The organism is Cobetia sp. 1AS1 (assembly GCF_029846435.1).
Taxonomy (GTDB): Bacteria; Pseudomonadota; Gammaproteobacteria; order Pseudomonadales; family Halomonadaceae; genus Cobetia; species Cobetia amphilecti.
Map to the genome: position 1 here is coordinate 25,596 of NZ_JARWKU010000009.1, position 23,222 is coordinate 48,817.

A 23,222-nucleotide genomic window follows, 5' to 3' on the forward strand; every position below is an offset into this window, starting at 1 on the left:
CAGTCTCACTACTTGCATGCGTGTTAGGCAACCATGGAGACATCTGCACTATGAGCACCAGTCTTCAGCCACTTGGCCACCTGTCACCGGGTCAAGATCTAAACGGCTATATTCAGTCGGTGAACCGTATCGCTGTGCTTACTGCCGAAGAAGAGCACGAGCTGGCCCTGCGGTTGCATGAAGAGAATCATCTGGAGTCGGCCCGTCGACTCGTCATGTCGCACCTGCGCTTCGTCGTGCATATCGCGCGCAGCTACAGCGGCTATGGCTTGCAGCAGGCGGACCTGATCCAGGAAGGTAACGTCGGCCTGATGAAGGCGGTCAAGCGTTTCGACCCGCATCAGGGCGTACGCCTCGTCTCCTTTGCCGTGCATTGGATCAAGGCCGAGATTCACGAGTTCGTGCTGCGCAACTGGCGCATCGTGAAGGTCGCGACCACCAAGGCTCAGCGCAAGCTGTTCTTCAACCTGCGTGGCGCCAAGAAGCGTCTTGCCTGGTTGAACAACGATGAAGTGGATGCCATCGCGGGCGATCTGGACGTCAAACCTGCCGTGGTGCGTGAGATGGAAAGCCGTCTCTCTGCCCACGATGCAGGCTTCGACGCCGGCCCCAGCGATGACGAGAGCTCTGCCTATCAGGCGCCGGCCAACTATCTGGAAGATCACAGCCTCGATCCGGCTGCCCAGGTGGAACAGCAGGACCTGGAAGACGACTCCCACGGTCGTCTGCTCAAGGCGCTGGCGGCACTGGATGAGCGCTCACGCGACATCCTCCAGCAGCGCTGGCTGAGTGACAACAAGTCGACTCTGCACGAGCTTGCCGACATCTATGGCGTCTCTGCCGAGCGTATCCGTCAGCTCGAGAAGAACGCGATGAAGAAGCTGCGTGAATCGATGGGTGACATGAGCGAAGGCTTCGCTGCCTGAGCTTGATGACCCCATGACATGAGCCCGCGATTTTCAGGCTCGCTGTCACGTGAAAATGCCCCGCCGGGTTTCCCGGCGGGGCATTTTCGTTGAGGGAGAGTGGATCCCGAGGAATCCGTCGTTATTGGTTGAACACTGCAACACAATGTTTCATTCTGTCACACTAAGACATGAAACATTTCTACTGGTGACCCCGTGGACCCGACCTCCTCGCACGTCAATGGCACACATTCGCTGTGGCGAATCTTTGGGCTCAATGCAGCCCTGATGGTGGTATTGGGTGGCCTGTTTCTGGCCAGCCAATGGTTTGATGTGCGTGAACAGGAAATGCGTCGCCTGGAGCTGCTGGATACCCAGCTGCATATCTCCACCGAGCAGCTGATCGCCAATGTCTCGCGCGAGATGATGGTGCTGGAGCGCGTGTTGAGCAGCGAAGGCAAGGAGCTGTGGCGTGGCTCGCTGGATAGCGCGCTGGGCCGTCATCCCTCTCTGGTCTCGCTGATGGTGGTGCCGTTTGCCGATTACCGCGGCAGCAGCCTGCGTCAGATCGGCGTGGGGCGCAGTTGCAGCTGGCAGCTGACCCAGCCGGAAGCCCAGGCGCTGCCCGGGCGTAGCAGCTTGCTGTTCGGCTCCGCACTGCCTCTGGCATCCGGTCAGCCGGGCTTGCCGTTCTATCGCCACATGGATATCGAAGGCATGTCCTGGCTGATGATCGGCTGCCTGGACTTCTCCGAGTCACGCAGCCTGCTGGCCAACCCGAATTCCGATGATGGGCAGCGCCTGCGCCTGTTCTCCACCAACGGTCTGCTGCTGTTCTCGAGCCCTCAGGAGCATGCGCTGGGCGTGACCGGCAAGCTGCCGCTGTCCTCGATGGCCAACATGGGCAAGTACATCTCCGAGCGTGGTGTGCGCCGCTATCATGTGCCGGGCTTCGACGGCCAGCCGCGCATGGCGGCGGGCAGCTATATCGCACCGCTCAAGCTGTTCAGCGTCGTGAGTCAGCCGCTCTCCAGTCTGTGGTGGCTGTGGTGGAACCGTATCTGGTTCGGCATGCTGCTCGGCGGCATCTTCCTGGTCGTGCTGGTGGTCGTGGTGGCGCGCGCCGAGCGCAAGCGCGCTGAGCGCCACGATGAGCTGGAGGGCGCGCTCGAGTCGATGACGGCGCGTTCTCGCACCCTGGTGACGCTGATGGATAACCTGCCGGGCGTGGTGTATCGCATCGAGGTCAACACCGGAGTGCTGACCTTCATCAGCAACGGCTCGGCCGAGCTGTTCGGTCGCTCGGCCGAATCACTGGTCGGCGCCGGCATCACCCTGACCGAGCTGATCCATCAGGAAGACCGTCAATCCGTCAGCGCCGCCCGCCACTGGGCGATGTGCGCGCAGATGCGCCATGAGCAGGTCTTCCGCATCATCGCTGACCATGAGCGTTGGGTGCTGGACCGCAGCGTGATGATCGAGGGCGAGGATGGCGTGCGCTACTGGGAAGGCCTGCTGCTCGACATCAGTGCGCACAAGGAATCCGAGCGTCAGCTCGATTTCCTGGCGCGTCATGACGCCCTGACGGGGCTCTATAACCGCAAGGCCTTCATGGCGGCGGCCGACGAGCGCGTCGCGGCGGGTGGCTTGATGATCTACGCCGATATCGACCGTTTCTCGACCGTCAATGATGGTCTGGGCCATGAAGCCGGTGACCAGCTGCTGGTTGCGGTCGGCGAGCGTCTGCGCCGTCTGCTGCCGCCGGGCGGTCTGGTGGCGCGTCTGGGGGCCGATGAGTTCGGCCTCTATCTGCCGCATGGCAACGATGATCCGGCGCAGGTAGTGGAGGAGATCCAGCAGAAGGTCGAGCGTCCCTTCACGATTCTGGGTCGCCCGCTGATCATCAGTCTGACGGCAGGCTATGTGCTGTCCGAGACCAATGGCGATGCCCAGGCGCTGATGCTGAATGCCGATGTGGCGCTCTATCACGCCAAGTCGCGCGGCGATCACGCGCTGCGCTGGGAGTCGTCGCTGGACAAGCACGTCGCCTCGCGCATGACGCTGGAGCAGGACCTGCGTCAGGCCATCGGCAGCGAGCAGCTCTATCTGCATTACCAGCCGCAGCTGGATAGCCACGGCGAGCTGCAGGGTGTCGAGGCGCTGCTGCGCTGGCAGCATCCGGAGCTGGGCATGATCTCGCCGGCCCAGTTCATTCCGCTGGCCGAAGAGACCGGTCTGATCTTCCGCCTCGGACGGTTCGTGCTCGAGGAAGCCTGTGCCCAGATGGTGCGCTGGCAGGAGGCCGGCCTTCACATGCCGCGCATGGCGGTCAATCTGTCGGCGCGCCAGCTTACCTCGGGCTACGAGAATGAAGTCTTCGGCGTGCTGGAAAGCCAGAAGCTGTCGCCGACGCGGCTGGAAGTCGAGGTGACCGAGACGCTGCTGATCCAGGACATGGAAGGGGGGCTTGCCGTGCTCGGCGCGCTGCGCGAGCTGGGCGTGCGTGTGGCGCTGGATGACTTCGGGCAGGGCTATTCGTCGCTGTCCTATCTGTCATCCCTGCCGCTGGATGTGCTCAAGGTCGACCGCAGTTTCGTGATGAAGATGGATGCGGTCGCCGGCTCTGACGGCGGTATCCGCTGTCCCAATCAGCAGGCCATCCAGCTGGTCGGTGCCGTGATCAGCCTGGGGCACTCGTTGGGCCATGAGATCGTCGCCGAGGGAGTCGAGACGGACGTGCAGTTCGAGGAGCTCAAGCGACTGGGCTGCGACACCTATCAGGGCTACCTGCTGGCGCGGCCGATGTCCGCCGAGGCCATACTGGAGCGCTTCAGCGTCAACGCCTGAGGTGCCGCCCATGCAGTCCGACCCCACCCCATCCGGTGGTGACATGAGAAGGCCTGACCCAAAAAGAACGCCCCGCCTGCAATGACTGCAGGCGGGGCGTTCGTCTTGGTGCGGCGCATGCGCGCGGGGCAAGCCCCTCAGACGGCAATGCGCTCCTGACTGCTCAGCAGCAGGTCGCGGCTCAGCAGCTGCCACTGGTCTTCCCAGTGCTCGGTCGGGCGCTTGCGATAGTCGCTGCGCACGTACTGGCCGATACGGCCTTCCGCACACGCCAGCAGCAGATTGGCCGCTGCCGTGACGGTGATGGCCGGCCGCAGTCCCTCGCGAGGCTCGGCTTCGCGCAGTACCTGCTTGATCTGCGTCTCGAGACGCTCGAACAGCTGCGCCATGCGCGTGCGCAGGCGTGCCGTCTCGCCGGTGAGAGCATCACCATTGAGGAGGCGACACAGCCCCGGGTTCTTCTCGGCAAAGCCCAGCAGCAGGCTCAGGATGTGATGCACCCTGGCATGCGCAGTGTCGTTGTCCTGAATGATCAGCGCGATACGCTCGAACAGCGTGCTCTCGATGAATTCGATCAGTCCTTCGAACATGCGTGCCTTGCTGGGGAAGTGACGATAGAGCGCCGCCTCCGAGACACCGACCTGTCGTGCCAGTGCTGCAGTCGTGATGCGTTTGCCGCTGTCCTCTTCCAGCATCAGAGCGAGTGCCTGGAGGATCTGTTCGCGACGTGATTGTTTTGGATTCGCCTGCGTCATGGAATCTTGTCGTTTATCGCGGCCTGCAGCAGTGTGCTACGGGCGGGTCCGTGTCCTGAGGCATGTCGCTTGCCTCGCGCGAAACACCGGGGCCGAGCCCCGGCTTGTCACCTTACGCCTTGTCAGTGTCCGCTTCCGCGTTGCTGATCAACGTGCCGACCCCGGCATTGGTGAAGATTTCCAGCAGGGTCGCATGTGGCACGCGGCCATCGATGATGTGAGCACTGCGCACGCCTTGCTTCACGGCGTCCAATGCACAGCTGATCTTGGGCAGCATGCCACCGTAGATGGTGCCATCCTCGATCAGGCCATCCACCGCCTCGGTGGTCAGGCCGGTCATGACTTCGCCTTGTGCGTTCATCAGGCCAGCCACGTTGGTCAGCAGCATCAATTTCTCCGCGCCCAGTGCCTCGGCGACCTTGCCGGCGACCAGGTCGGCATTGATATTGTAGCTGCGACCCTCGGCATCGACCCCGATGGGTGCGATGACGGGAATGAAATCGTTGCGTGTCAGCAGTTCGATCAGGTCCGTGGAGACATGCTCGACTTCACCGACATGACCAATGTCGATGATTTCAGAGGCATTCATGCCCGGCGTCTGGCCGCTGACCTTGAGCTGGCGAGCGCGAATCTGGCCGCTGTCCTTGCCGGTCAGGCCGATGGCCTTGCCGCCACTCTGGTTGATCAGGTTGACGATGCCCTTGTTGACCAGGCCGCCCAGCACCATCTCGACCACGTCCATGGTCTCGGAATCCGTGACGCGCATGCCATCGACGAAGCGCGATTCGATGTTCAGCTTCTCGAGCAGCGCGCCGATCTGCGGGCCGCCGCCATGCACGACCACCGGATTGATGCCGACTTCCTTCATCAACACCATGTCGCGAGCGAAGGAGTCGATCAAGGCTTCTTCGGTCATGGCGTTGCCGCCGTACTTGACCACCACGGTCTTGCCCGAGAACTGCTGGATATAGGGCAGGGCTTCGGACAGGACCTCGACCACCTGATGCGGGTCGCGGTTGGCGTGGCTCATCAGCGTATCACTCCACAGAAAATGGTCCGGAAAGAGAGTCCGGACACTGTCACTCGAAACGGTCTTTCAGCACGCGCGGTGCGCGCTGTCATGCAAATCGGTTGCTTCAGGCACCTGATGCGCCCGGATGAGCGGCTGCAGTGCCTGGCAAGGCGAGGGCGGCGATCAAGCGGCAGACCGCCGCCCCCGTTGCGGCTCATGCCATCCTGTCGATGGCGAGCGAGGGATCAGAACGGTGCCTGGATACTCGGCTCGGCCTGCTTCAGCGCGGCGCGGAAGCTGTCCTTGATACGCTCCAGTGCGGCTTCCGACTTGCCTTCGAAGCGCAGCACCAGCATCGGCGTGGTGTTGGAGGCACGGCACAGGCCCCAGCCATCGGCGTAGTCGACACGAATGCCGTCCAGCGTGGTCTTGACGCCGTCGCTGCCGAAGTCGCCTTCACTGGCCAGTCGCTCGACGATAGCGAACTTGTTCTCGTCGGTCACTTCCACATTGATCTCGGGGGTGCCGAGGTCCTGCGGGAAGCGGGCGAAGAAGGTGTCGGCATCGACATCCTGCTTGGCGAGGATTTCCAGCAGGCGCGCAGCGCCGTAGATGCCGTCATCGAAGCCGAACCAGCGCTCCTTGAAGAAGATGTGGCCGCTCATCTCGCCGGCCAGTGCCGCGCCGGTTTCCTTCATGCGTGCCTTGATCAGCGAGTGGCCGGTGCGCCACATTTCCGGCGTGCCGCCGGCCTTCTCGATCACGGTCGCCAGGTTGCCGGTGCACTTGACGTCGAAGATGATGCGCGCGCCCGGCACGCGTTCGATCAGGTCTTCCGACAGCGCCATCATCAGGCGGTCCGGGTAGAGGATCTCGCCCTTGGGCGTCACGACGCCGAGGCGGTCGCCGTCACCATCAAAGGCCAGACCGATGTCCGCGCCGGTTTCCTGCATGGTCTTGATCAGGTCCTGCAGGTTTTCCGGCTTGCCCGGGTCCGGGTGGTGATTCGGGAAGTTGCCGTCGATCTCGTCGAACAGCGGCACGGTGTCGACGCCCAGGCGACGGATCAGCTCCGGGCCCAGCTCACCAGCCACGCCGTTGCCGCAATCGACCACAGCCTTGAGCGGACGCTTGACGACCACATCACCGGTGATCTGCTCCAGATAGCGCTCGCGCACGTCCTCTTCACGCAGGCTGCCTTCACCTTGCGCCAGATCGCCTTCCTGCAGGCGACGATAGAGATCGGTGATGGTGTCACCAGACAGGGTCTCGCCGGCCAGCACGATCTTCAGACCGTTGTAGTTGGCCGGGTTGTGGCTGCCGGTCAGCATTACGCCGGAGCGGGTGCCTTCCAGGATATTGGTGGCGTAGTAGAGCACCGGTGTCGGCACCATGCCGATGTCGACGACATCACGGCCGGCATCGCGCAGGCCCGCGATCAGCGCCTTGGACAGGCGCGGGCCGGAGAGACGGCCGTCACGCGCGACCACGACGGTGGATTCACCGCGTGCCGCGGCTTCGCTGCCGATGGATTGGCCGATGGCGCGCACGCCGTCTTCGGTGAGGGTCTCATCCACGATGCCACGGATATCGTAGGCGCGGAAAATTGAAGCGGGTACCTGACTCATGGTGCATCCCTGTCGGTTGAATCAATCGTGAAGTCGCTTGAGGCGTCATGCGTCTCGAACGCTATCGCTGCATGACGATCAGTGTGGAAATCTGCATGGCTTCCTTGTGACCGGAAGCCCGGCAGCCGGCGCGAGCCTGCCGCTCGGCTGCCCTCTGGCATGACGGGTCAATCAGTGGCGACCGGAGTGGCCGAAGCCGCCTTCGCCGCGCTGGCTGGCCTCGAATTCAGAGACTTCCACCAGCTCCGCCTGTACCACTGGCACTAGCACGTACTGTGCCAGACGCTCGCCGGGTTCCAGCACGAACTCGCTCTCGCCGCGGTTCCAGACCGAGATCATCAGTTCGCCCTGGTAGTCGGAGTCGATCAGGCCGACCAGATTGCCCAGCACGATGCCGTGTTTGTGCCCCAGACCGGAGCGCGGCAGGATCATGCCGGCCAGTGCGGGGTCGGCGATATGGATCGCCAGCCCGGTGCGCACCAGCTCACAGGCGCCCGGCGCCAGGGTCAGCGGCGCGTCGAGCAGTGCGCGCAGGTCCATGCCGGCGCTGCCGGGAGTGGCGTGATGCGGCAGCGGGTAATCGCGAACGCGCTCGTCGAGAATCTTGAGTTCGAGCCGGGGGCGGGTCATCTAAGGTGCTTCCTGATCGTCGGTGACAGTCGGTGTAACGGTCTGGATGGCAGGGTCGAGGCTGACCCTGTGCTGATGGAGTGCCAGGGCGCGCTTCAGAATCGCGCGCGCCAGTTCCGTCTTGGGACAGGCCGCGATGGCCTGTTCGTGTTGCGTGTTCGTGTTCTGATCGAGCGGCTGCCACAGCAGGGTGGCGGCATTGCTGTCACTGCCGAAGCCAAGGCCCGGCGTGCTCACATCATTGGCGACGATCATGTCGAGCTGTTTACGCGCAAGCTTGTCGCGTGCATAGCGCAGCACGTCGCGAGTCTCGGCGGCGAAGCCGATCACCAGCGGTGCCCGCTGACCGGCGGCTCGGCGTGCCTGCGTCTGGGCGGCGATACCGGCGATGATATCCGGATTGCGGATCAGCGTGACCTGCATCTGCTCCTCGCCCGACTGCTTCTTGAGCTTGTGGTCGGCGACCGTGGCCGGGCGGAAGTCGGCGACTGCCGCGCAGCCGATGAAGAGGTCGCTCTCGCTGGCGGCTGCCTCGGCGGCGGCCTGCATGTCCAGCGCGGATTCGACATCGATGCGCTCGACGCCAGTCGGCGTCGTCAGCGCCACCGGGCCACTGATCAGGCGCACGCTGGCGCCCAGCGCCGCAGCCTCGGCGGCCAGCGCATAGCCCATCTTGCCGGAGCTGTGATTGCTCAGATAGCGCACCGGGTCCAGCGGTTCGCGGGTCGGGCCGGCGGTGATGGTCACCGTCAGGCCTGCGGCTGGCAACGACATCTCATTGCCCTGGCGGCTGGGGTCACGCTGGCTCATGAGGTCGCTCAGCGCCGCGACGATCTCTTCCGGCTCCAGCATGCGGCCCGCGCCCACGTCGCCACAGGCCTGTTCGCCGCTGGCGGGGCCGAGCAGCGTCCAGCCGTCGGCACTGAGCTGGCGGGCGTTGCGCTGGGTGGCGGGGTGCGCCCACATGGCCTGATTCATCGCCGGGGCCATCACCCAGCGCGCGCTGTTGGCCAGGCACAGGGTAGTGAGCAGATCATCGGCATGGCCATGCACCAGGCGGGCCATCAGATCGGCGGTGGCAGGCGCGATCAGGATGACCTCCGCCCAGCGTGCCAGCTCGATATGCCCCATGCCGGCCTCGGCCTCGGGGTCCAGCAGGGAGGTGTGCACCGGATTGCCCGACAACGCCTGTAGGGTCAGCGGTGTAATGAAGGCTTGAGCCCCTTCGGTCATGGCGATGCGCACTTCACAGCCCGCCTTTTTCAACAGGCGGGTGATCAGAGCGGCCTTGTAGGCCGCGATGCCGCCACTGATGCCCAGCAGAATGCGCCGTCCGGCGAGTGAATGCATGGTGTGTCCTGCGTCCCTGATGCGTCGATTGCTACGCTCGCGCGTTTGCCCTCTACCATATCACCGTGATGCAACCTTGCGTAGCGCCGCTGGCCCGCGACGCCGAGTGTCGCCATGGTCCCTGCGAGCGCTCGCTTCATGGGGCGGGGGCTCCTCTCGAGTGGCATGCAGGGGCCAGACGCAGGCCCTCGGGGCGACAAGCGTTGATACTCACAATGGCGAAAGAGGCGGCATCTGACCACGCTTCTCATGCTTTGGACTGTCAGCCATTCGGGGCGACAGGCGATGGGAGAAGAGTGCATGGGGATTCGAGAGTGGCCGGTCGGGGAGCGTCCGCGCGAGAAGCTGTTGTCGTCAGGGGCAGGGGCCTTGTCAGATGCCGAGCTGCTGGCCATCTTTCTGCGCGTAGGCATAAAAGGACGCTCGGCGGTGGATCTGGCGCGCGACCTGCTGAGCACCTTCGGCGGTCTCAGGCCGCTGCTGGAGGCGACCCAGCAGGACTTCTGCGCGGCGCGCGGACTGGGTGATGCCAAGTACGTGCAGCTGCAGGCTTCGCTTGAGCTGTCGCGTCGCCATTTGGAGAGCCTGTTGATGCGCGGGGCCGCCCTGACGTCGCCCCTGCTGGTGCGGCGCTATCTGTCCTCGCATCTGCGCGACCTGCCGCATGAAGTGTTCGCCGCGCTGTTTCTCGACAGCCAGCATCGCGTCATCCGCTTCGAGACACTCTTCACCGGCACGCTGGATGCCGCCGCCGTCTACCCGCGCGAGGTGGTCAAGCGGGCACTGGCGCTCAATGCCGGCGCCCTGATTCTGGCCCACAACCATCCCTCTGGCGTCGCGGAGCCCAGTGAGGCCGACCGGCGCATCACGCAGCGCCTGGAAGAGGCGCTGGGGCTTTTCGATATTCGCGTGCTGGATCACTTCGTGGTCGGAGACGGCGAGGTGGTTTCGTTTGCCGAGCGCGGCTTGCTCTAGTTGGGGTGTCGAGGAGGCTGAGCCGCTGAGTGCTCGATGACGGTACAGCCCCCGCCAGATGCGGTCGCCGCTGGCGTGAGAAATGCGCAGGGATTGCAAACCAGGGCACTGGTTGTGGTAATGTTGCGCCTCCCGTATCACCCACCACAGAATTCGCGACCACTCTGGCCGACATTGGCTGAGTGAAGCGTTTGGCTGAGAAGCGTCTGTACCGATGTGACACGTCGGGCATGGGCGTGCTGGCGAAAAAAATCCGTATAGGACGTGCTTTCACGTTCCTCTTCGGGTAAAATGCTGCGCCTGCACGTTCCAGCACCCGAAAGCTTGTCTTCCGGAACGGACGTAAACACTTTGAAATCAGGGCATGAGGCGGCGCCTGCCACTTCCGGTTTGCCCGACAGGTTTTGAACAACTTAGCCAACGCAGCGGTTGGAGGCTCCAATGTCCAAAGTATGTCAGGTTACCGGCAAGCGCCCGGTGACTGGTAACAATGTTTCTCACTCCCAGCGCAAGACTCGTCGCCGGTTCCTGCCGAACCTGCACACCCACCGTTTCTGGGTTGAATCCCAGCAGCGCTTCGTCAAGCTGCGCGTCTCTACCAAGGGCATGCGCATCATCGACAAGAAGGGTATCGACGAAGTCCTCAAGGACCTCACTGCACGTGGCGAGCGCTTCTAAACACTAGAAGACAGCCCCTGTAGCAATGGCAACCGAGCCGAGGGCAACGCTCTCAATCGTTCGGTGAATGCGACTGTGGAAGGAAACTGAAAATGCGTGACAAGATCAAGTTGGTGTCAAGTGCCGGTACTGGCCACTTCTACACCACCGACAAGAACAAGCGTAACACTCCGGACAAGCTTGAATTCAAGAAGTACGATCCGGTCGTTCGCAAGCACGTGATGTACAAGGAAGCCAAGATCAAGTGATCTTGTCTCCCGCCAGCGTGCTGTCGGAACCCTCGAAAACCCGGTCCTGACCGGGTTTTCGAGTATCTGGATGTCGCTGTTCTGGGCATCCTGCAACAGGGTGGCGGCTTCTGTCGTCACCCTGTTGTGCGTCTGGCGGTCAGTCGAGGAGAGAACATGCCCGAATTACCGGAAGTCGAGACGACCCGTCGCGGTATCGCGCCGCTGGTCGAGGGCCAGGAGGTCACCGAGGTGATCGTGCGTCAGCCGCGTCTGCGCACCCCCGTGCCCGGCGAGCTCGCCGAGTGGCTGGTGGGTCAGCGTTTCGGCACGCTTGCGCGTCGCGCCAAGTACCTGCTGTTGCCGATTGCCGATGGCCATCTGCTCTGGCACCTGGGCATGTCCGGTAGCCTCAGACTGGTGCCCATCGGCACACCGCCACGTACGCATGATCATGTCGATGTCGTGCTCGGCAACGGCCATGTGCTGCGCTATCACGATCCACGTCGCTTCGGCTTCGTCGACTTCGTGCGCGGTGACCCGCATGCCGATACGCGCCTGGCGCGACTCGGGCCGGAGCCGTTGTCTGATGCCTTCAATGGCGAGCACCTCTTTGCGCGCTCCCGCAAGCGCCGCGTGGCGATCAAGCCGTTTCTGATGGACAACGCCAATGTGGTGGGCGTGGGCAATATCTACGCCAGCGAGGCGCTGTTCATGGCGGGTGTCAACCCGCGCCGTCCTGCCGGTGAAGTGACGCGCGAGGAGTGCGAGCGCCTCGCCAACGCCGCCAGCAGCGTGCTGGCCGCGGCGATCGCCCAGGGCGGCACCACGCTGCGTGACTTCGTCGGCGGAGATGGCAAGCCGGGCTACTTCGCGCAGAGCCTCAACGTCTACGGGCGGGGTGGCGAGCCATGCCGCGAATGCGGCCACGAGATCATGAGTCTGGTGCTGGGCCAGCGCGCCAGCTGCTTCTGCCCGTATTGTCAGCGCTAGCGGCGAGCCGCATCAGACCACTGCTTGACCGGGGGCTCCGTGACCGGGGCCGCCATGACGACTAGAATAGGCCCGTTCGGGCGCGTCCTGTCGTCGTCCTGTCCCTTCCTCTGCTTTCTGGATATTTCCCGTGACTGAACGTCTGCGCCTGAAGAAGAATGCTGATCGCCGCCTCAAGGCCGGCCATCTGTGGCTGTACTCCAATGAAGTCGATACCGTCGCGACGCCGCTCAAGAACTTCGAGCCGGGTGCCCAGGCCATCATCGAGGCCAGCAATGGTCGTGCGATGGGTGTTGCCTATGTCAACCCGAACTCGCTGATCTGCGCGCGCATCGTGTCGCGCAACCCGGAACAGCGTCTGGATCGCTCGCTGCTGGTGCACCGCTTCAACCAGGCGCTGTCGCTGCGCGAGAGCCTCTATGACAAGCCGTTCTATCGTCTGGTCCACGGCGAAGGCGACCTGCTGCCGGGCCTGATCGTCGATCGCTTCGGCGACGTGCTGGTCTGTCAGCTCAACACCTTCGGCATGGAGCGTCTGGCGGAAGTGATCGTCGATGCACTGCTCAAGGTCGTCAAGCCGTCAGCCATCGTGTTCAAGAACGATTCCAGCGGTCGCCGTCAGGAACAGCTCGAGCGCAACGTCGAAGTCGTCTACGGCGAGCTGCCGGAAAGCGTGCTGCTGGAAGAGAACGGTGTCCAGTTCACGGCGCCGGTGCTCGACGGCCAGAAGACCGGCTGGTTCTACGACCACCGCGCCAACCGTGCCTGGTTGAACCGTCAGGTCGAAGGCAAGCGCGTGCTGGACCTGTTCAGCTACGTCGGTGGCTGGGGCGTGCAGGCGGCGGCGCATGGCGCCAGCGAAGTGCTGTGTGTCGATGCTTCCGGCGCGGCACTCGAGCGCGTCTCGGGCAACGCCGCGCTCAACGGTGTCGAGGACCGCGTCTCCATCGCGGAATCGGATGTCTTCGAGGCCCTCTCGGCTCTGCGTGCGGAAGGCGAGCAGTTCGACGTCATCATCGCGGATCCGCCCGCCTTCATCCGCAAGCGCAAGGACATCACCAACGGTGAGCGCGCCTATGCACGCCTCAACCGTGAAGCCATGCGCCTGCTGGGCCGTGACGGCCTGCTGATGTCCGGCTCCTGCTCCATGCATCTGGCGCCGGAGCGCCTGATGGATGTGGTGCGTGGCGCCGTGCGTCACCAGGACCGCCACGGTCAGGTCATCTTCCAGGGCCATCAGGCCAGTGACCACCCGGTGCACCCGTCGATCCCCGAGACGTCCTACCTCAAGGCCCTCGGTGTGCGCGTCTATCGCGACTGATGATGCCTGACGGCTACCAGGACTGATGGCTGTGCCATCCGGTATCGACGACAACGCCGCCCTTCGGGGCGGCGTTGTCGTCTGTGGAATGTGAGTCGTCTGTGGCTTGCCTATCGACTTCAGCTCGCTTTTGGCTAATCGTCCATGGCTCATGGACTCTGATAGTCTGACGGCATGTATAGACGACTGACATCTCATCACAATCTCGTGCTGCTCGATCACTGGCGCAACCTGCTGGAAAGCGAGGGTATCCCCTGTGAGCTGCGCAATCGCCTGCTCGGCTCGGCCGCGGGTGAGTTGCCCGTGCTCGACTGCGAGCCCCAGCTGTGGGTGGCAGAGCATGACCTTGCGCATGCCCGCCGCCTGCTGGCGAGCATCGAGGCCGCGCCGGCCCTGCCGGACTGGCAGTGTGCCTGTGGCGAACATCTCGAGGGCAGCTTCAGCGAGTGCTGGGCGTGTGGGGCAAGCGCGCCGCAGCAGCCCGCACCACAGGCGCGTCCGCGCGATGAGGACCCGGAGTTCGTGGCATGAGCAAAGGCACCTCGAAGGCGAGCGCCGCGCCGCCGTTGACGCAAGATTCCCCCGGCTGGGCACTGCCACGCCCGTTCCTGTTGCCGATCAGCGTGAAGAAGAAGGCGCTGGATGGTTATGGTCACGTCAACAATGCCGAGTATGTGCGCTGGCTGGAGGACATCAGCTGGGCACACTCCGAAGCGTTGGGGCTTGGCCTGGCGCACTACCGTGAGCAGGACCGCGGCATGGCGGTGCACCGTCACGAGATCGACTATCTGGCCAGTGCGCGACTTGGCGATTCACTGATGCTGGCGGCCTGGCTGGTGGATTGCGATGGTCGCCTGAGTCTGACGCGTCGCTTCCAGCTGCGCCGGTGCTCGGATGGCCAGACGCTGCTGGAGGCGCGCACGCGCTTTGTCTGCATCGAGCTCTCGAGTGGACGGGCCCGGCGCATGCCCGGCGCCTATCGTGAATGCTATTCGGCGGCGCTGGTGAGTGAGGAAACTGCCAGTCAGCGATGATTCCTCGCATTCCACTGCATCATTGGCGTGTTTTGGTGAATCTTGCTGGTATCTGATTGGCGAGACGCTGACGAGTCTGCTGTGCTTGTAGCAGGCGTCGTGATGACGTCAGTGCATTCCGCCAGCAGTGCAAGGAGTTCACCATGCAGATTGCCGTGCCGAAGGAAATCAAGAACCACGAGTATCGCGTCGCCCTCACGCCTGCCGGTGTGCGTGAGCTGATCGCCCAGGGCCATGAGGTGATCGTCGAGTCTGGCGCCGGGGAGGGTAGTGGCTACCCCGATGCGCAATATCAGGGTGTGGGCGCGCGTCTCGAGTCGGACGTCGAGCGGGTCTTTCGCGACGCCGAGCTGATTCTCAAGGTCAAGGAGCCGCAGCCGGCCGAGGTGGCGCGGCTCACCCGCGGCCAGACCCTGTTCACCTATCTGCATCTGGCCGCCGCTCGTGAGCTGACCGAGAGCCTGCTGGAGAGCGGCGTGACGGCCATCGCCTACGAGACCATCACGGATGCCGACGGGGGGCTGCCGCTGCTGGCGCCCATGAGTCGCGTCGCCGGGCGCATGGCGATCCAGGCCGGCGCGCACGCGCTGGAGAAGGCGCAGGGCGGTATGGGCGTGCTGTTACCCGGCGTGCCCGGCGTGCCGCCGGCACGGGTCACGGTGATCGGCGGTGGCGTGGTGGGGGAGAACGCGGCGCGCATGGCGCTGGGGTTGGGCGCCGAGGTGGTGATTCTCGATACCTCACTGGCGCGCCTCGAGACGCTGGATCATCGCTATCAGGGCCAGATTCGTACCGTCTATTCGACCTCCGAGGCGCTGGAGGAAGCGGTGCGGCAATCGGCGTTGATCATCGGTGCCGTGCTGGTGCCCGGTGCGGCGGCCCCCAAGCTGATTCGCCGCGAGCATCTGCGCAAGATGACGCCGGGCGCCGTGCTGGTGGATGTCGCCATCGATCAGGGCGGCTGCTTCGAGACCAGCCAGGCGACCACCCACGCCGAGCCGACCTACGTGGTGGATGGCATCGTGCATTACTGCGTGGCCAACATGCCCGGCGCGGTGGCACGTACCTCGACCCAGGCGCTGACCAGCGCGACGCTGCCGTATATCGTGCGCCTCGCCAATGGCGGCTATCGCGAGGTGCTGAGCCGGGACAGCCACTTTGCCGCGGGCCTCAATGTGCACGCGGGGCATTTGATCCTGCCGGAAGTCGGCGAGGCCTTCGACATGCCGGTGACTGCGCTCGCCGAGGCGCTGGCGAAGGAGTGAACCGGGCGCGCCGGCCCTTACGAAGGCTGCACGCCTCAGGGTAAGATGTGGGACATATAGCGACAGGTCATGGTGGCTGCGTTCGAGGACTTCGAGCGGCGCTGCCGCGGCCTGTCGTGATCCATTGTGAGCGAGTGCAGCCCCGCGGCACGACCTCCCGACCCAGACGCCCAAGAAGTGCATCCATGACCAAGACCCGCGTTCTTACCGGCATCACGACCACCGGCACCCCTCATCTCGGCAACTATGTCGGCGCCATCAAGCCTGCCATCGAAGCCAGTCAGGACCCGACGGTCCAGTCCTTCTACTTCCTCGCTGACTTCCACGCCCTGATCAAGTGTCAGGACCCGAAGCGCGTGCAGGAGTCGCGTCGTGAGATCGCCGCCACCTGGCTGGCACTGGGTCTGGACACCGACAACGCCATCTTCTATCGCCAGTCTGACGTGCCGGAAATCCCGGAGCTGATGTGGCTGCTCAACTGCGTGTGCGCCAAGGGCTTGATGAACCGCGCGCATGCCTACAAGGGCGCCGTGGCCGAGAATGAAGAGAGCGGTATCGAGGATCTCGATCGCGGCATCAGCATGGGCCTGTTCAGCTATCCGGTGCTGATGGCGGCGGATATCCTGATGTTCAATGCGCACAAGGTGCCGGTGGGGCGTGACCAGATCCAGCATATCGAGATGGCGCGCGACATGGCCGGGCGCTTCAACCACCTCTTCAAGGGCAACTACTTCACCATGCCCGAGGCGGTGACCGACGAGAAATCCCAGCTGCTGCTGGGCCTCGACGGGCGCAAGATGTCCAAGAGCTACAACAACACCATCCCGCTGTTCGGCACCGAGAAGCAGCTGCTCAAGAGCGTGCGCAAGATCAAGACCAACTCGCTGGAACCGGGCGAGCCGAAGGACCCGGATACCTGTTCGCTGTTCCAGATCTATTCGGCCTTCGCCACCGAGGCGGAAGTCGCTGCCATGCGTGAGCAGTACGCGGCCGGCATCGGCTGGGGCGACGCCAAGAACCAGCTGTTCGAATACCTGAATGATCACCTCAAGGCGCCGCGCGAGCGTTACGTCGAGCTGATGGAGGACCCGGCGCATGTCGAGGCGATCCTCAAGCGTGGCGCCGAGCGTGCCCGCGAAGAGGCCGCACCGATGATGGAGCGTCTGCGTCGCGCCGTCGGTCTGGGCAACTTCATCTAGGTCGCCCGTCCACGCTGCTCGATCGGCCCCCGTCATCTTCCCGGATGGCGGGGGTTTCTGTTGCTGGCGCCATCGTTTCAGAGGGTGGCGTCATCGGGGCTGGCGGGCTGATGGCACCCGGGGCGTGATGTCAGGCATATATCTGCGGGGAATGAAAAGCGTGCTGGAAATTCATTCACAGCTATAAAGCGACGCGTTAGGCTTGCCGCATAAATGCTTCAAGCATGCTGAATACACAAGGGGGTACGACATGAGTCAACACGCGATGCCGGGCAAGGCCAGTGAGCCTGCCCAGCCATCTACCACCATCAACCCTCGCGCCGTCTGGGCGGGTGGGCTGCTGGTCATTGCCTCAGTGCTGCTGGGCCTGGTCGCCGGCTGGCGCCAGGGCCTGCTGTTGCTGATCGGCGGCGCGCTGGGCGTGGTGCTCTATCACGCGGCCTTCGGCTTCACCTCCGCCTGGCGAGTGTTCATCACCGAGCGTCGTGGCCGCGGCCTGCGTGCGCAGATGCTGATGCTGGCGATTGCCGTGGTGCTGTTCTTCCCGGTATTGGCAGCGGGCAGCCTGTGGGGACAGGACGTCTCCGGCTTCGTCTCGCCGCTGGGCACCTCCGTCGTGGTCGGCGCCTTCCTGTTCGGCCTCGGCATGCAGCTGGGCGGCGGTTGCGCCTCGGGCACGCTGTTCACCGTCGGCGGCGGCAATGCGCGCATGGTGATCACCCTGATCTTCTTCTGCGTCGGCTCGGTGATCGGCACCGCGCACTTCAGCTGGTGGCAGAGCCTGCCGTCGCTGCCCGCCGTCTCGCTGGTGGACAGCTTCGGTGCGCTGGGCGGCATCATCGTCAGCCTGGTGCTGTTCGCCATCATCGTGCTGGTGACGCGCACGCTGGAGAAGCGTCGTCACGGTGAGCTCGAGAAGGCCGCCGTGACCGACAGCCAGCCGCGTGGCCTGTCACGTTTTCTGCGCGGCCCCTGGCCGCTGCTGGCGGGCGCCGTGGCGCTGGCGCTGCTCAACTTCGCCACCCTGGCGCTGGCCGGGCGTCCGTGGGGTATCACCTCGGCCTTCGCGCTGTGGGGCACCAAGGTCTACACCACGCTGGGCTTCGATGTCAGTGACTGGGGTTACTGGCAGGCGGCGGGCAACGCCAAGGCACTGGCGGCACCGCTCTACACGGACATTACCACGGTGATGAACATCGGCATCGTGGTCGGGGCGTTGGCGGCGGCGCTGCTGGCCGGCAAGTTCGCGCCGAAGTGGAACATTCCGCTGCGCTCGCTGGTGGCTGCCGTGCTGGGTGGCCTGCTGCTGGGCTACGGCGCGCGGCTGGCTTTCGGCTGCAACATCGGCGCCTACTTCGGCGGCATCTCCTCCGGCAGCCTGCATGGCTGGCTGTGGCTGGTGATGGCCTTCGCCGGCAACATGCTGGGCGTGAAGCTGCGTCCCTTCTTCGCCCTTGCGCCGCGCAAGCCGGCATCGCGTGCCGATCTGGCCTGAGCCATTCCCCGCACGTGACTGCGAACGCCTCGCTCCTTCCCCGTCAGGGGGATGAGCGGGGCGTTTCTCGTCATGCAGTACCCTTGTCTGCGCAACGCACGCCGACCTTGCACAGGCTGCCGGAGATAGCACTGCGCGTGCTATCATCATGCCTTGTTCGCACGTGGAAACTGCACGTCGAAAGGTCCCTCGGACGCCCGGTTGCCAGCAGGTCTTCTGCGGTGCTTCAGCGGGCATGCTGCGCTTGTCTGCCGGCATGCCGAGAAGCTTGCCGAGCGTGAGGTCGTCCCCACTGATTCAAGAGTCTCGCCATGACGGATACTTCCAAGCGCGCCCTGTACGTTCCTTACGCCGGCCCGAGCCTGCTCGAGATGCCGCTGCTCAACAAGGGCAGCGCCTTCAGCCTCGAGGAGCGTGTCAGCTTCAATCTGATGGGCTTGCTGCCGCAGAATGTCGAGAGCATCGAAGAGCAGGTCGCGCGCGTCTACAGCCAGTATCAGCTGTGCGCCACCGACCTCGACAAGCACATCCTGTTGCGCTCGGTGCAGGACGACAACGAGACCCTGTTCTTCCGCGTGATCGAGGAACACCTCGAGGAGATGATGCCGATCATCTACACCCCGACCGTCGGTCAGGCGTGCGAGGAGTTCTCCAACATCTACCGCAACCACCGCGGCCTGTTCATCTCCTACCCGGACCGCGAGCACATGGATGACATCCTGCGCTCCGCGACCAAGGACAACGTCAAGGTCATCGTCGTCACCGATGGCGAGCGTATCCTGGGGCTGGGCGATCAGGGCATCGGCGGCATGGGCATCCCCATCGGCAAGCTGTCGCTGTACACCGCCTGTGGCGGCATCAGCCCGGCCTACACCCTGCCGATCTCACTGGACCTGGGCACCAACAACCAGAAGCTGCTCGACGACCCGCGCTACATGGGCTGGCGTCACGAGCGCGTCACCGGCGATGACTACAACGCCTTCGTGGCCGAGTTCATCACTGCCGTGAAGCGTCGCTGGCCGAAGGCCATGATCCAGTTCGAGGACTTCGCGCAGGCCAACGCCATGCCGCTGCTCGAGCGTTACCGCGATGAAGTCTGCTGCTTCAATGACGACATCCAGGGCACCGCCTCCGTCGTGGTCGCGACCCTGATGGCGGCCTGCAAGGCCAAGGGCGAGAAGCTCTCCGACCAGCGCGTCACCTTCCTGGGTGCCGGTAGCGCCGGCTGCGGTATCGCCGAGATGATCGTGGTGGCGATGGTCAAGGAAGGCATGGAAGAGGCCGAGGCCCGCAAGCGCGTCTTCATGGTCGATCGCTTCGGTCTGCTGACCAGCGACATGGAAGGCCTCTACGACTTCCAGAGCCGTCTGGCCCACGATATCGACAGCGTGGCCGACTTCGGTGACCGCGGCCTGCTGGATGTGGTCAAGGCCGCCAAGCCGAGCGTGCTGATCGGTGTGTCCGGCCAGCGTGGCCTGTTCAGCGAAGACGTGATCCGTGCCGTGCAGGCCGGCTGCGAGAGCCCGCTGGTGATGCCGCTGTCCAACCCGACCTCACGCGTCGAAGCGACACCGGCGGAAGTCATCGAGTGGACCGACGGCAAGGCGCTGGTCGCCACCGGCAGCCCGTTCGCGCCGGTCGAGCACAACGGCCATACCCACGCGATCGCCCAGTGCAACAACGCCTACATCTTCCCGGGCATCGGTCTGGGCGTGCTGGCGTCCAACGCCTCACGCATCACCGACAACATGCTGATGGCCGCCGCCAACGCGCTGGCCAACAACGCCCCCATCGTCCTGAAGGGCGAGGGTGCGCTGCTGCCGTCACTGGGCGATATCCAGGACATCAGCCGTCAGATCGCCTTCGACGTGGCGCGTCAGGCCCAGACCGATGGTGTGGCGCTGACCTCCAGCGACGAGATCATCCAGGCCAACATCGAGAAGAACTTCTGGCAGCCGCGTTACCGCGCCTACCGCCGCAAGGCGTTCTGATTGCATCGGCGCCGCCAGTGAGCGCATGAAGCAGATTGCATGAAACAGGTTGCATGAAACAGAGTGCGTCAATGAAGAAGCCCCCGCAGGCCATGCCTGCGGGGGCTTTTGTGTTGCAGTCAGCGCTGCGGTGAGCGACTGGCGGGTTACAGCATGCCGCGCAGCACGTAGTGGAGGATGCCGCCGTGACGGTAGTACTCCAGCTCGTTGTCGGTATCGATGCGGCACAGCGCCTCGATCTTCTGCTCACCCTTGTCGCTCTTGAAGGTGACCTGGACCTTGCCGCCGGCCGTCAGGTCATTCAGGCCGCTGATGCTGATTTCCTCATCACCGGTCAGCCCCAGCGACTGGCGGCTCTCGCCTTGCGGGAACTGCAGAGGCACCACGCCCATGCCGATCAGGTTGGAGCGGTGGATACGCTCGTAGGACTCGGCGATCACCGCGCGCACGCCCAGCAGCAGGGTGCCCTTGGCGGCCCAGTCACGTGAGGAGCCAGTGCCATACTCCTTGCCGGCGACGACCACCAGCGGCGTGCCTTCCTCGGCGTACTTCATGGCGGCATCGTAGATGGCCATCTGCTCGCCGGACGGCACGTGGCGGGTCTCGCCGCCCTCGACGCCATCGAGCATCTCGTTGCGGATACGCACGTTGGCGAAGGTGCCGCGCATCATCACTTCGTGGTTGCCGCGACGTGAGCCGTAGGAGTTGAAGTCCTTGACCTCGACCCCGTTCTCCTTGAGGTAGCGACCCGCCGGGCTGTCCGGTTTGATGGCACCGGCCGGAGAGATGTGGTCGGTGGTCACCGAGTCGCCGAGCATCGCCAGCACGCGGGCATTCTCGACATCCTGAACGGCTTCCGGCTCACGCTGCATTCCTTCGAAGAACGGCGGATGCTGGATGTAGGTGGAGTCCTTCCACTCATACACTTCGGCTTGCGGCACATCGATGGCCTGCCAGGTCTCGTCACCGTCGAAGACCTCGGCGTACTCCTTGCGGTACATCTCGGTACGCACCTGCTCGACGGCCTCGGCGATCTCGGCCTGACTCGGCCAGATGTCCTTGAGGAAGACGTCATTGCCCTCGGTGTCCTTGCCCAACGGCTCCTTGGAGAGATCGACCCGCACGGTGCCGGCGAGGGCATAGGCGACCACCAGGGGCGGCGACGCCAGCCAGTTGGTACGCACGTTGGGATGCACGCGACCCTCGAAGTTGCGGTTGCCCGACAGCACCGAGGCGACCGTCAGGTCACGCGTGTTGATGGCGTCCTCGACCGGTTCCGGCAGCGGGCCGGAGTTGCCGATACAGGTGGTGCAGCCATAGCCGACCAGGTTGAAGCCCAGCTCGTTGAGGTCATCCTGCACGCCGGCAGTCGCCAGGTAGTCGGTGACGACCTTAGAGCCCGGCGCCAGTGAGGTCTTGACCCACGGCTTGCTGCTCAGGCCTTTCTCGCGTGCCTTGCGCGCCACCAGGCCAGCCGCCAGCATCACGCTGGGGTTGGAGGTGTTGGTGCAGGAGGTGATGGCGGCGATGACCACATCACCGTGATCGAGGCGGAAGGTCTCGCCATTCAGCTCGCTGTAATCGCCGTTCTTCACCTCGCTCTGCTTGTCGTAGCTCTGCTCGACATCGACGGCGGTCTGGCCACCCTCGGACAGCCACTTGCCGTCCTCGATGTCCGGCACTTCGCCCAGCTGATCGCCGAGAATCTTCTCGAAGGTCTGCTTGATGTCGGTGAGGGCGACGCGGTCCTGCGGGCGCTTGGGACCGGCGAGGGAGGCGACGACCTCGGTCATGTCCAGCTCGAGCGTATCGGAGAAGACCGGCTCGTGGCCCGGCTCGCGCCACAGACCCTGCTCCTTGGCATAGGCCTCGACCAGCGCGACCTGCTCATCGGAGCGACCGGACAGACGCATGTAGTTGAGCGTCTCGTCATCCAGCGGGAAGAAGCCGCAGGTAGCGCCATACTCCGGCGCCATGTTGGCGATGGTCGCGCGGTCGGCCAGCGGCAGGTCATCCAGGCCATCACCGTAGAACTCGACGAACTTGCCGACCACGCCACGGCTTCTCAGCATCTGGGTGACGGTCAGTACCAGGTCAGTCGCGGTGATGCCTTCGTTGAGCTTGCCGGTCAGCTTGAAGCCGACCACTTCCGGAATCAGCATCGAGACCGGCTGGCCGAGCATCGCAGCTTCCGCCTCGATGCCGCCGACACCCCAGCCGAGGACGCCGAGGCCGTTGATCATGGTGGTGTGGGAGTCGGTGCCGACCAGGGTGTCCGGGTAGGCGAAGGTCTTGCCATCTTCCTCGCGGGTGAAGACGGCGCGGCCGAGGTATTCCAGGTTCACCTGGTGGCAGATACCGGTACCCGGCGGGACGACGGAAAAGTTGTCGAAGGCCTGCTGGCCCCAGCGCAGGAATTCGTAACGTTCGCGGTTACGCTCCATCTCGATGCGCACGTTGTCCTTGAAGGCGCTCGGATCGCCGTAATGGTCCACCATCACCGAGTGGTCGATGACCAGGTCCACCGGGGTCAGCGGATTGACCTTCTCGGGGTCGGCGCCGAGCTTCTTGACGGCGTCGCGCATGGAGGCCAGGTCGACCACACCGGGCACGCCGGTGAAATCCTGCATCAGCACGCGCGCCGGACGATAGCCGATCTCGTGGGTGCTGGAGGCGGTCTTCTGCCAGTCGGCCAGCGCCTTGATGTCTTCCTTGGTCGCGGTTTCACCGTCCTCGAAGCGCAGCTGGTTCTCCAGCAGCACCTTGAGCGTGAAGGGCAGTCGCGTCAGGTCGCCAAGCGTGCCGGCCGCCTTCTTGAGCGAGTAGTAGTGATAGCGCTTGTCTCCGACTTCCAGCTCGGAGAGGGTGTCAAGCGAATCCAGTGACTGAGAGCGCTGGGAACCCATGATTCTCCTCC

Annotated in this window: 19 protein-coding genes; 13 read left to right on the forward strand and 6 right to left on the reverse strand. The window is 64.1% G+C overall.

Features of this window, described 5'->3' with window-relative positions:
- Positions 1 to 50 precede the first annotated feature (50 nt).
- On the forward strand, positions 51 to 926 hold the full coding sequence (gene rpoH, locus QD280_RS13850) for an RNA polymerase sigma factor RpoH (RefSeq protein ID WP_043336284.1): 876 nt from the start codon (positions 51 to 53) through the stop codon (positions 924 to 926).
- A 195-nt stretch (positions 927 to 1,121) separates the two neighbouring features.
- Positions 1,122 to 3,752 (forward strand): GGDEF domain-containing phosphodiesterase, encoded by a 2,631-nt coding sequence (locus tag QD280_RS13855; protein WP_279839729.1) that lies wholly within the window; start codon positions 1,122 to 1,124, stop codon positions 3,750 to 3,752.
- Positions 3,753 to 3,889: 137 nt separating this feature from the next.
- On the opposite strand, the gene slmA is transcribed toward QD280_RS13855, so the two are convergent.
- The 5 genes from slmA to coaBC all read right to left on the reverse strand — a co-directional run bounded on the left by slmA (position 3,890) and on the right by coaBC (position 9,127).
- Positions 3,890 to 4,507: a nucleoid occlusion factor SlmA gene (slmA, locus tag QD280_RS13860; protein ID WP_043336281.1), complete on the reverse strand. Its 618-nt coding sequence runs from the start codon at positions 4,505 to 4,507 to the stop codon at positions 3,890 to 3,892.
- A gap of 112 nt (positions 4,508 to 4,619) precedes the next feature.
- Positions 4,620 to 5,537 carry an acetylglutamate kinase gene (gene argB, locus QD280_RS13865; protein WP_043336279.1) on the reverse strand — a complete coding sequence of 306 codons (918 nt, stop codon included), beginning with the start codon at positions 5,535 to 5,537 and terminating at the stop codon, positions 4,620 to 4,622.
- Between the two features lie 227 nt (positions 5,538 to 5,764).
- Positions 5,765 to 7,147: a phosphomannomutase/phosphoglucomutase gene (locus QD280_RS13870; protein ID WP_054556539.1), complete on the reverse strand. Its 1,383-nt coding sequence runs from the start codon at positions 7,145 to 7,147 to the stop codon at positions 5,765 to 5,767.
- 171 nt (positions 7,148 to 7,318) lie between these two features.
- On the reverse strand, positions 7,319 to 7,777 hold the full coding sequence (gene dut, locus QD280_RS13875) for a dUTP diphosphatase (protein ID WP_043336274.1): 459 nt from the start codon (positions 7,775 to 7,777) through the stop codon (positions 7,319 to 7,321).
- Positions 7,778 to 9,127, reverse strand: a complete 1,350-nt coding sequence (gene coaBC / locus QD280_RS13880; protein WP_279839731.1) for a bifunctional phosphopantothenoylcysteine decarboxylase/phosphopantothenate--cysteine ligase CoaBC — start codon at positions 9,125 to 9,127, stop codon at positions 7,778 to 7,780.
- A gap of 300 nt (positions 9,128 to 9,427) precedes the next feature.
- On the opposite strand from coaBC, the gene radC reads away from it, so the two are divergent.
- The 11 genes from radC to QD280_RS13935 all read left to right on the forward strand — a co-directional run bounded on the left by radC (position 9,428) and on the right by QD280_RS13935 (position 20,305).
- Positions 9,428 to 10,102 (forward strand): DNA repair protein RadC, encoded by a 675-nt coding sequence (gene radC / locus QD280_RS13885; protein WP_279839733.1) that lies wholly within the window; start codon positions 9,428 to 9,430, stop codon positions 10,100 to 10,102.
- Positions 10,103 to 10,543: 441 nt separating this feature from the next.
- Positions 10,544 to 10,780, forward strand: coding sequence for a 50S ribosomal protein L28 (gene rpmB / locus QD280_RS13890; protein ID WP_043336270.1), 237 nt, complete (start codon positions 10,544 to 10,546; stop codon positions 10,778 to 10,780).
- Between the two features lie 92 nt (positions 10,781 to 10,872).
- Positions 10,873 to 11,028 (forward strand): 50S ribosomal protein L33, encoded by a 156-nt coding sequence (rpmG, locus tag QD280_RS13895; protein WP_016417370.1) that lies wholly within the window; start codon positions 10,873 to 10,875, stop codon positions 11,026 to 11,028.
- Between the two features lie 156 nt (positions 11,029 to 11,184).
- A complete protein-coding gene (gene mutM, locus QD280_RS13900) occupies positions 11,185 to 12,000 on the forward strand; it encodes a bifunctional DNA-formamidopyrimidine glycosylase/DNA-(apurinic or apyrimidinic site) lyase (RefSeq protein WP_279839735.1) in 816 nt (271 codons plus the stop codon).
- Positions 12,001 to 12,130: 130 nt separating this feature from the next.
- Positions 12,131 to 13,321: a class I SAM-dependent rRNA methyltransferase gene (locus QD280_RS13905; protein ID WP_279839737.1), complete on the forward strand. Its 1,191-nt coding sequence runs from the start codon at positions 12,131 to 12,133 to the stop codon at positions 13,319 to 13,321.
- 174 nt (positions 13,322 to 13,495) lie between these two features.
- Positions 13,496 to 13,852 (forward strand): DUF2007 domain-containing protein, encoded by a 357-nt coding sequence (locus QD280_RS13910; protein ID WP_279839739.1) that lies wholly within the window; start codon positions 13,496 to 13,498, stop codon positions 13,850 to 13,852.
- On the forward strand, positions 13,849 to 14,355 hold the full coding sequence (locus QD280_RS13915; protein ID WP_279839741.1) for a thioesterase family protein: 507 nt from the start codon (positions 13,849 to 13,851) through the stop codon (positions 14,353 to 14,355). The genes QD280_RS13910 and QD280_RS13915 overlap by 4 nt, the downstream gene beginning before the upstream one ends.
- Positions 14,356 to 14,498: 143 nt before the next feature.
- A complete protein-coding gene (gene ald / locus QD280_RS13920; RefSeq protein WP_279834594.1) occupies positions 14,499 to 15,620 on the forward strand; it encodes an alanine dehydrogenase in 1,122 nt (373 codons plus the stop codon).
- Positions 15,621 to 15,805: 185 nt separating this feature from the next.
- Positions 15,806 to 16,819 (forward strand): tryptophan--tRNA ligase, encoded by a 1,014-nt coding sequence (locus QD280_RS13925; protein ID WP_107335903.1) that lies wholly within the window; start codon positions 15,806 to 15,808, stop codon positions 16,817 to 16,819.
- Positions 16,820 to 17,084: 265 nt separating this feature from the next.
- Positions 17,085 to 18,314 carry a YeeE/YedE family protein gene (locus tag QD280_RS13930; protein ID WP_341773674.1) on the forward strand — a complete coding sequence of 410 codons (1,230 nt, stop codon included), beginning with the start codon at positions 17,085 to 17,087 and terminating at the stop codon, positions 18,312 to 18,314.
- Between the two features lie 311 nt (positions 18,315 to 18,625).
- On the forward strand, positions 18,626 to 20,305 hold the full coding sequence (locus QD280_RS13935) for an NAD-dependent malic enzyme (RefSeq protein WP_279839744.1): 1,680 nt from the start codon (positions 18,626 to 18,628) through the stop codon (positions 20,303 to 20,305).
- Positions 20,306 to 20,451: 146 nt separating this feature from the next.
- Here QD280_RS13935 and acnA read toward each other — a convergent pair whose 3' ends face one another.
- Entirely contained in the window at positions 20,452 to 23,211 is a 2,760-nt protein-coding gene (acnA, locus tag QD280_RS13940) for an aconitate hydratase AcnA (RefSeq protein WP_279839746.1), read from the reverse strand.
- Positions 23,212 to 23,222 lie beyond the last annotated feature (11 nt).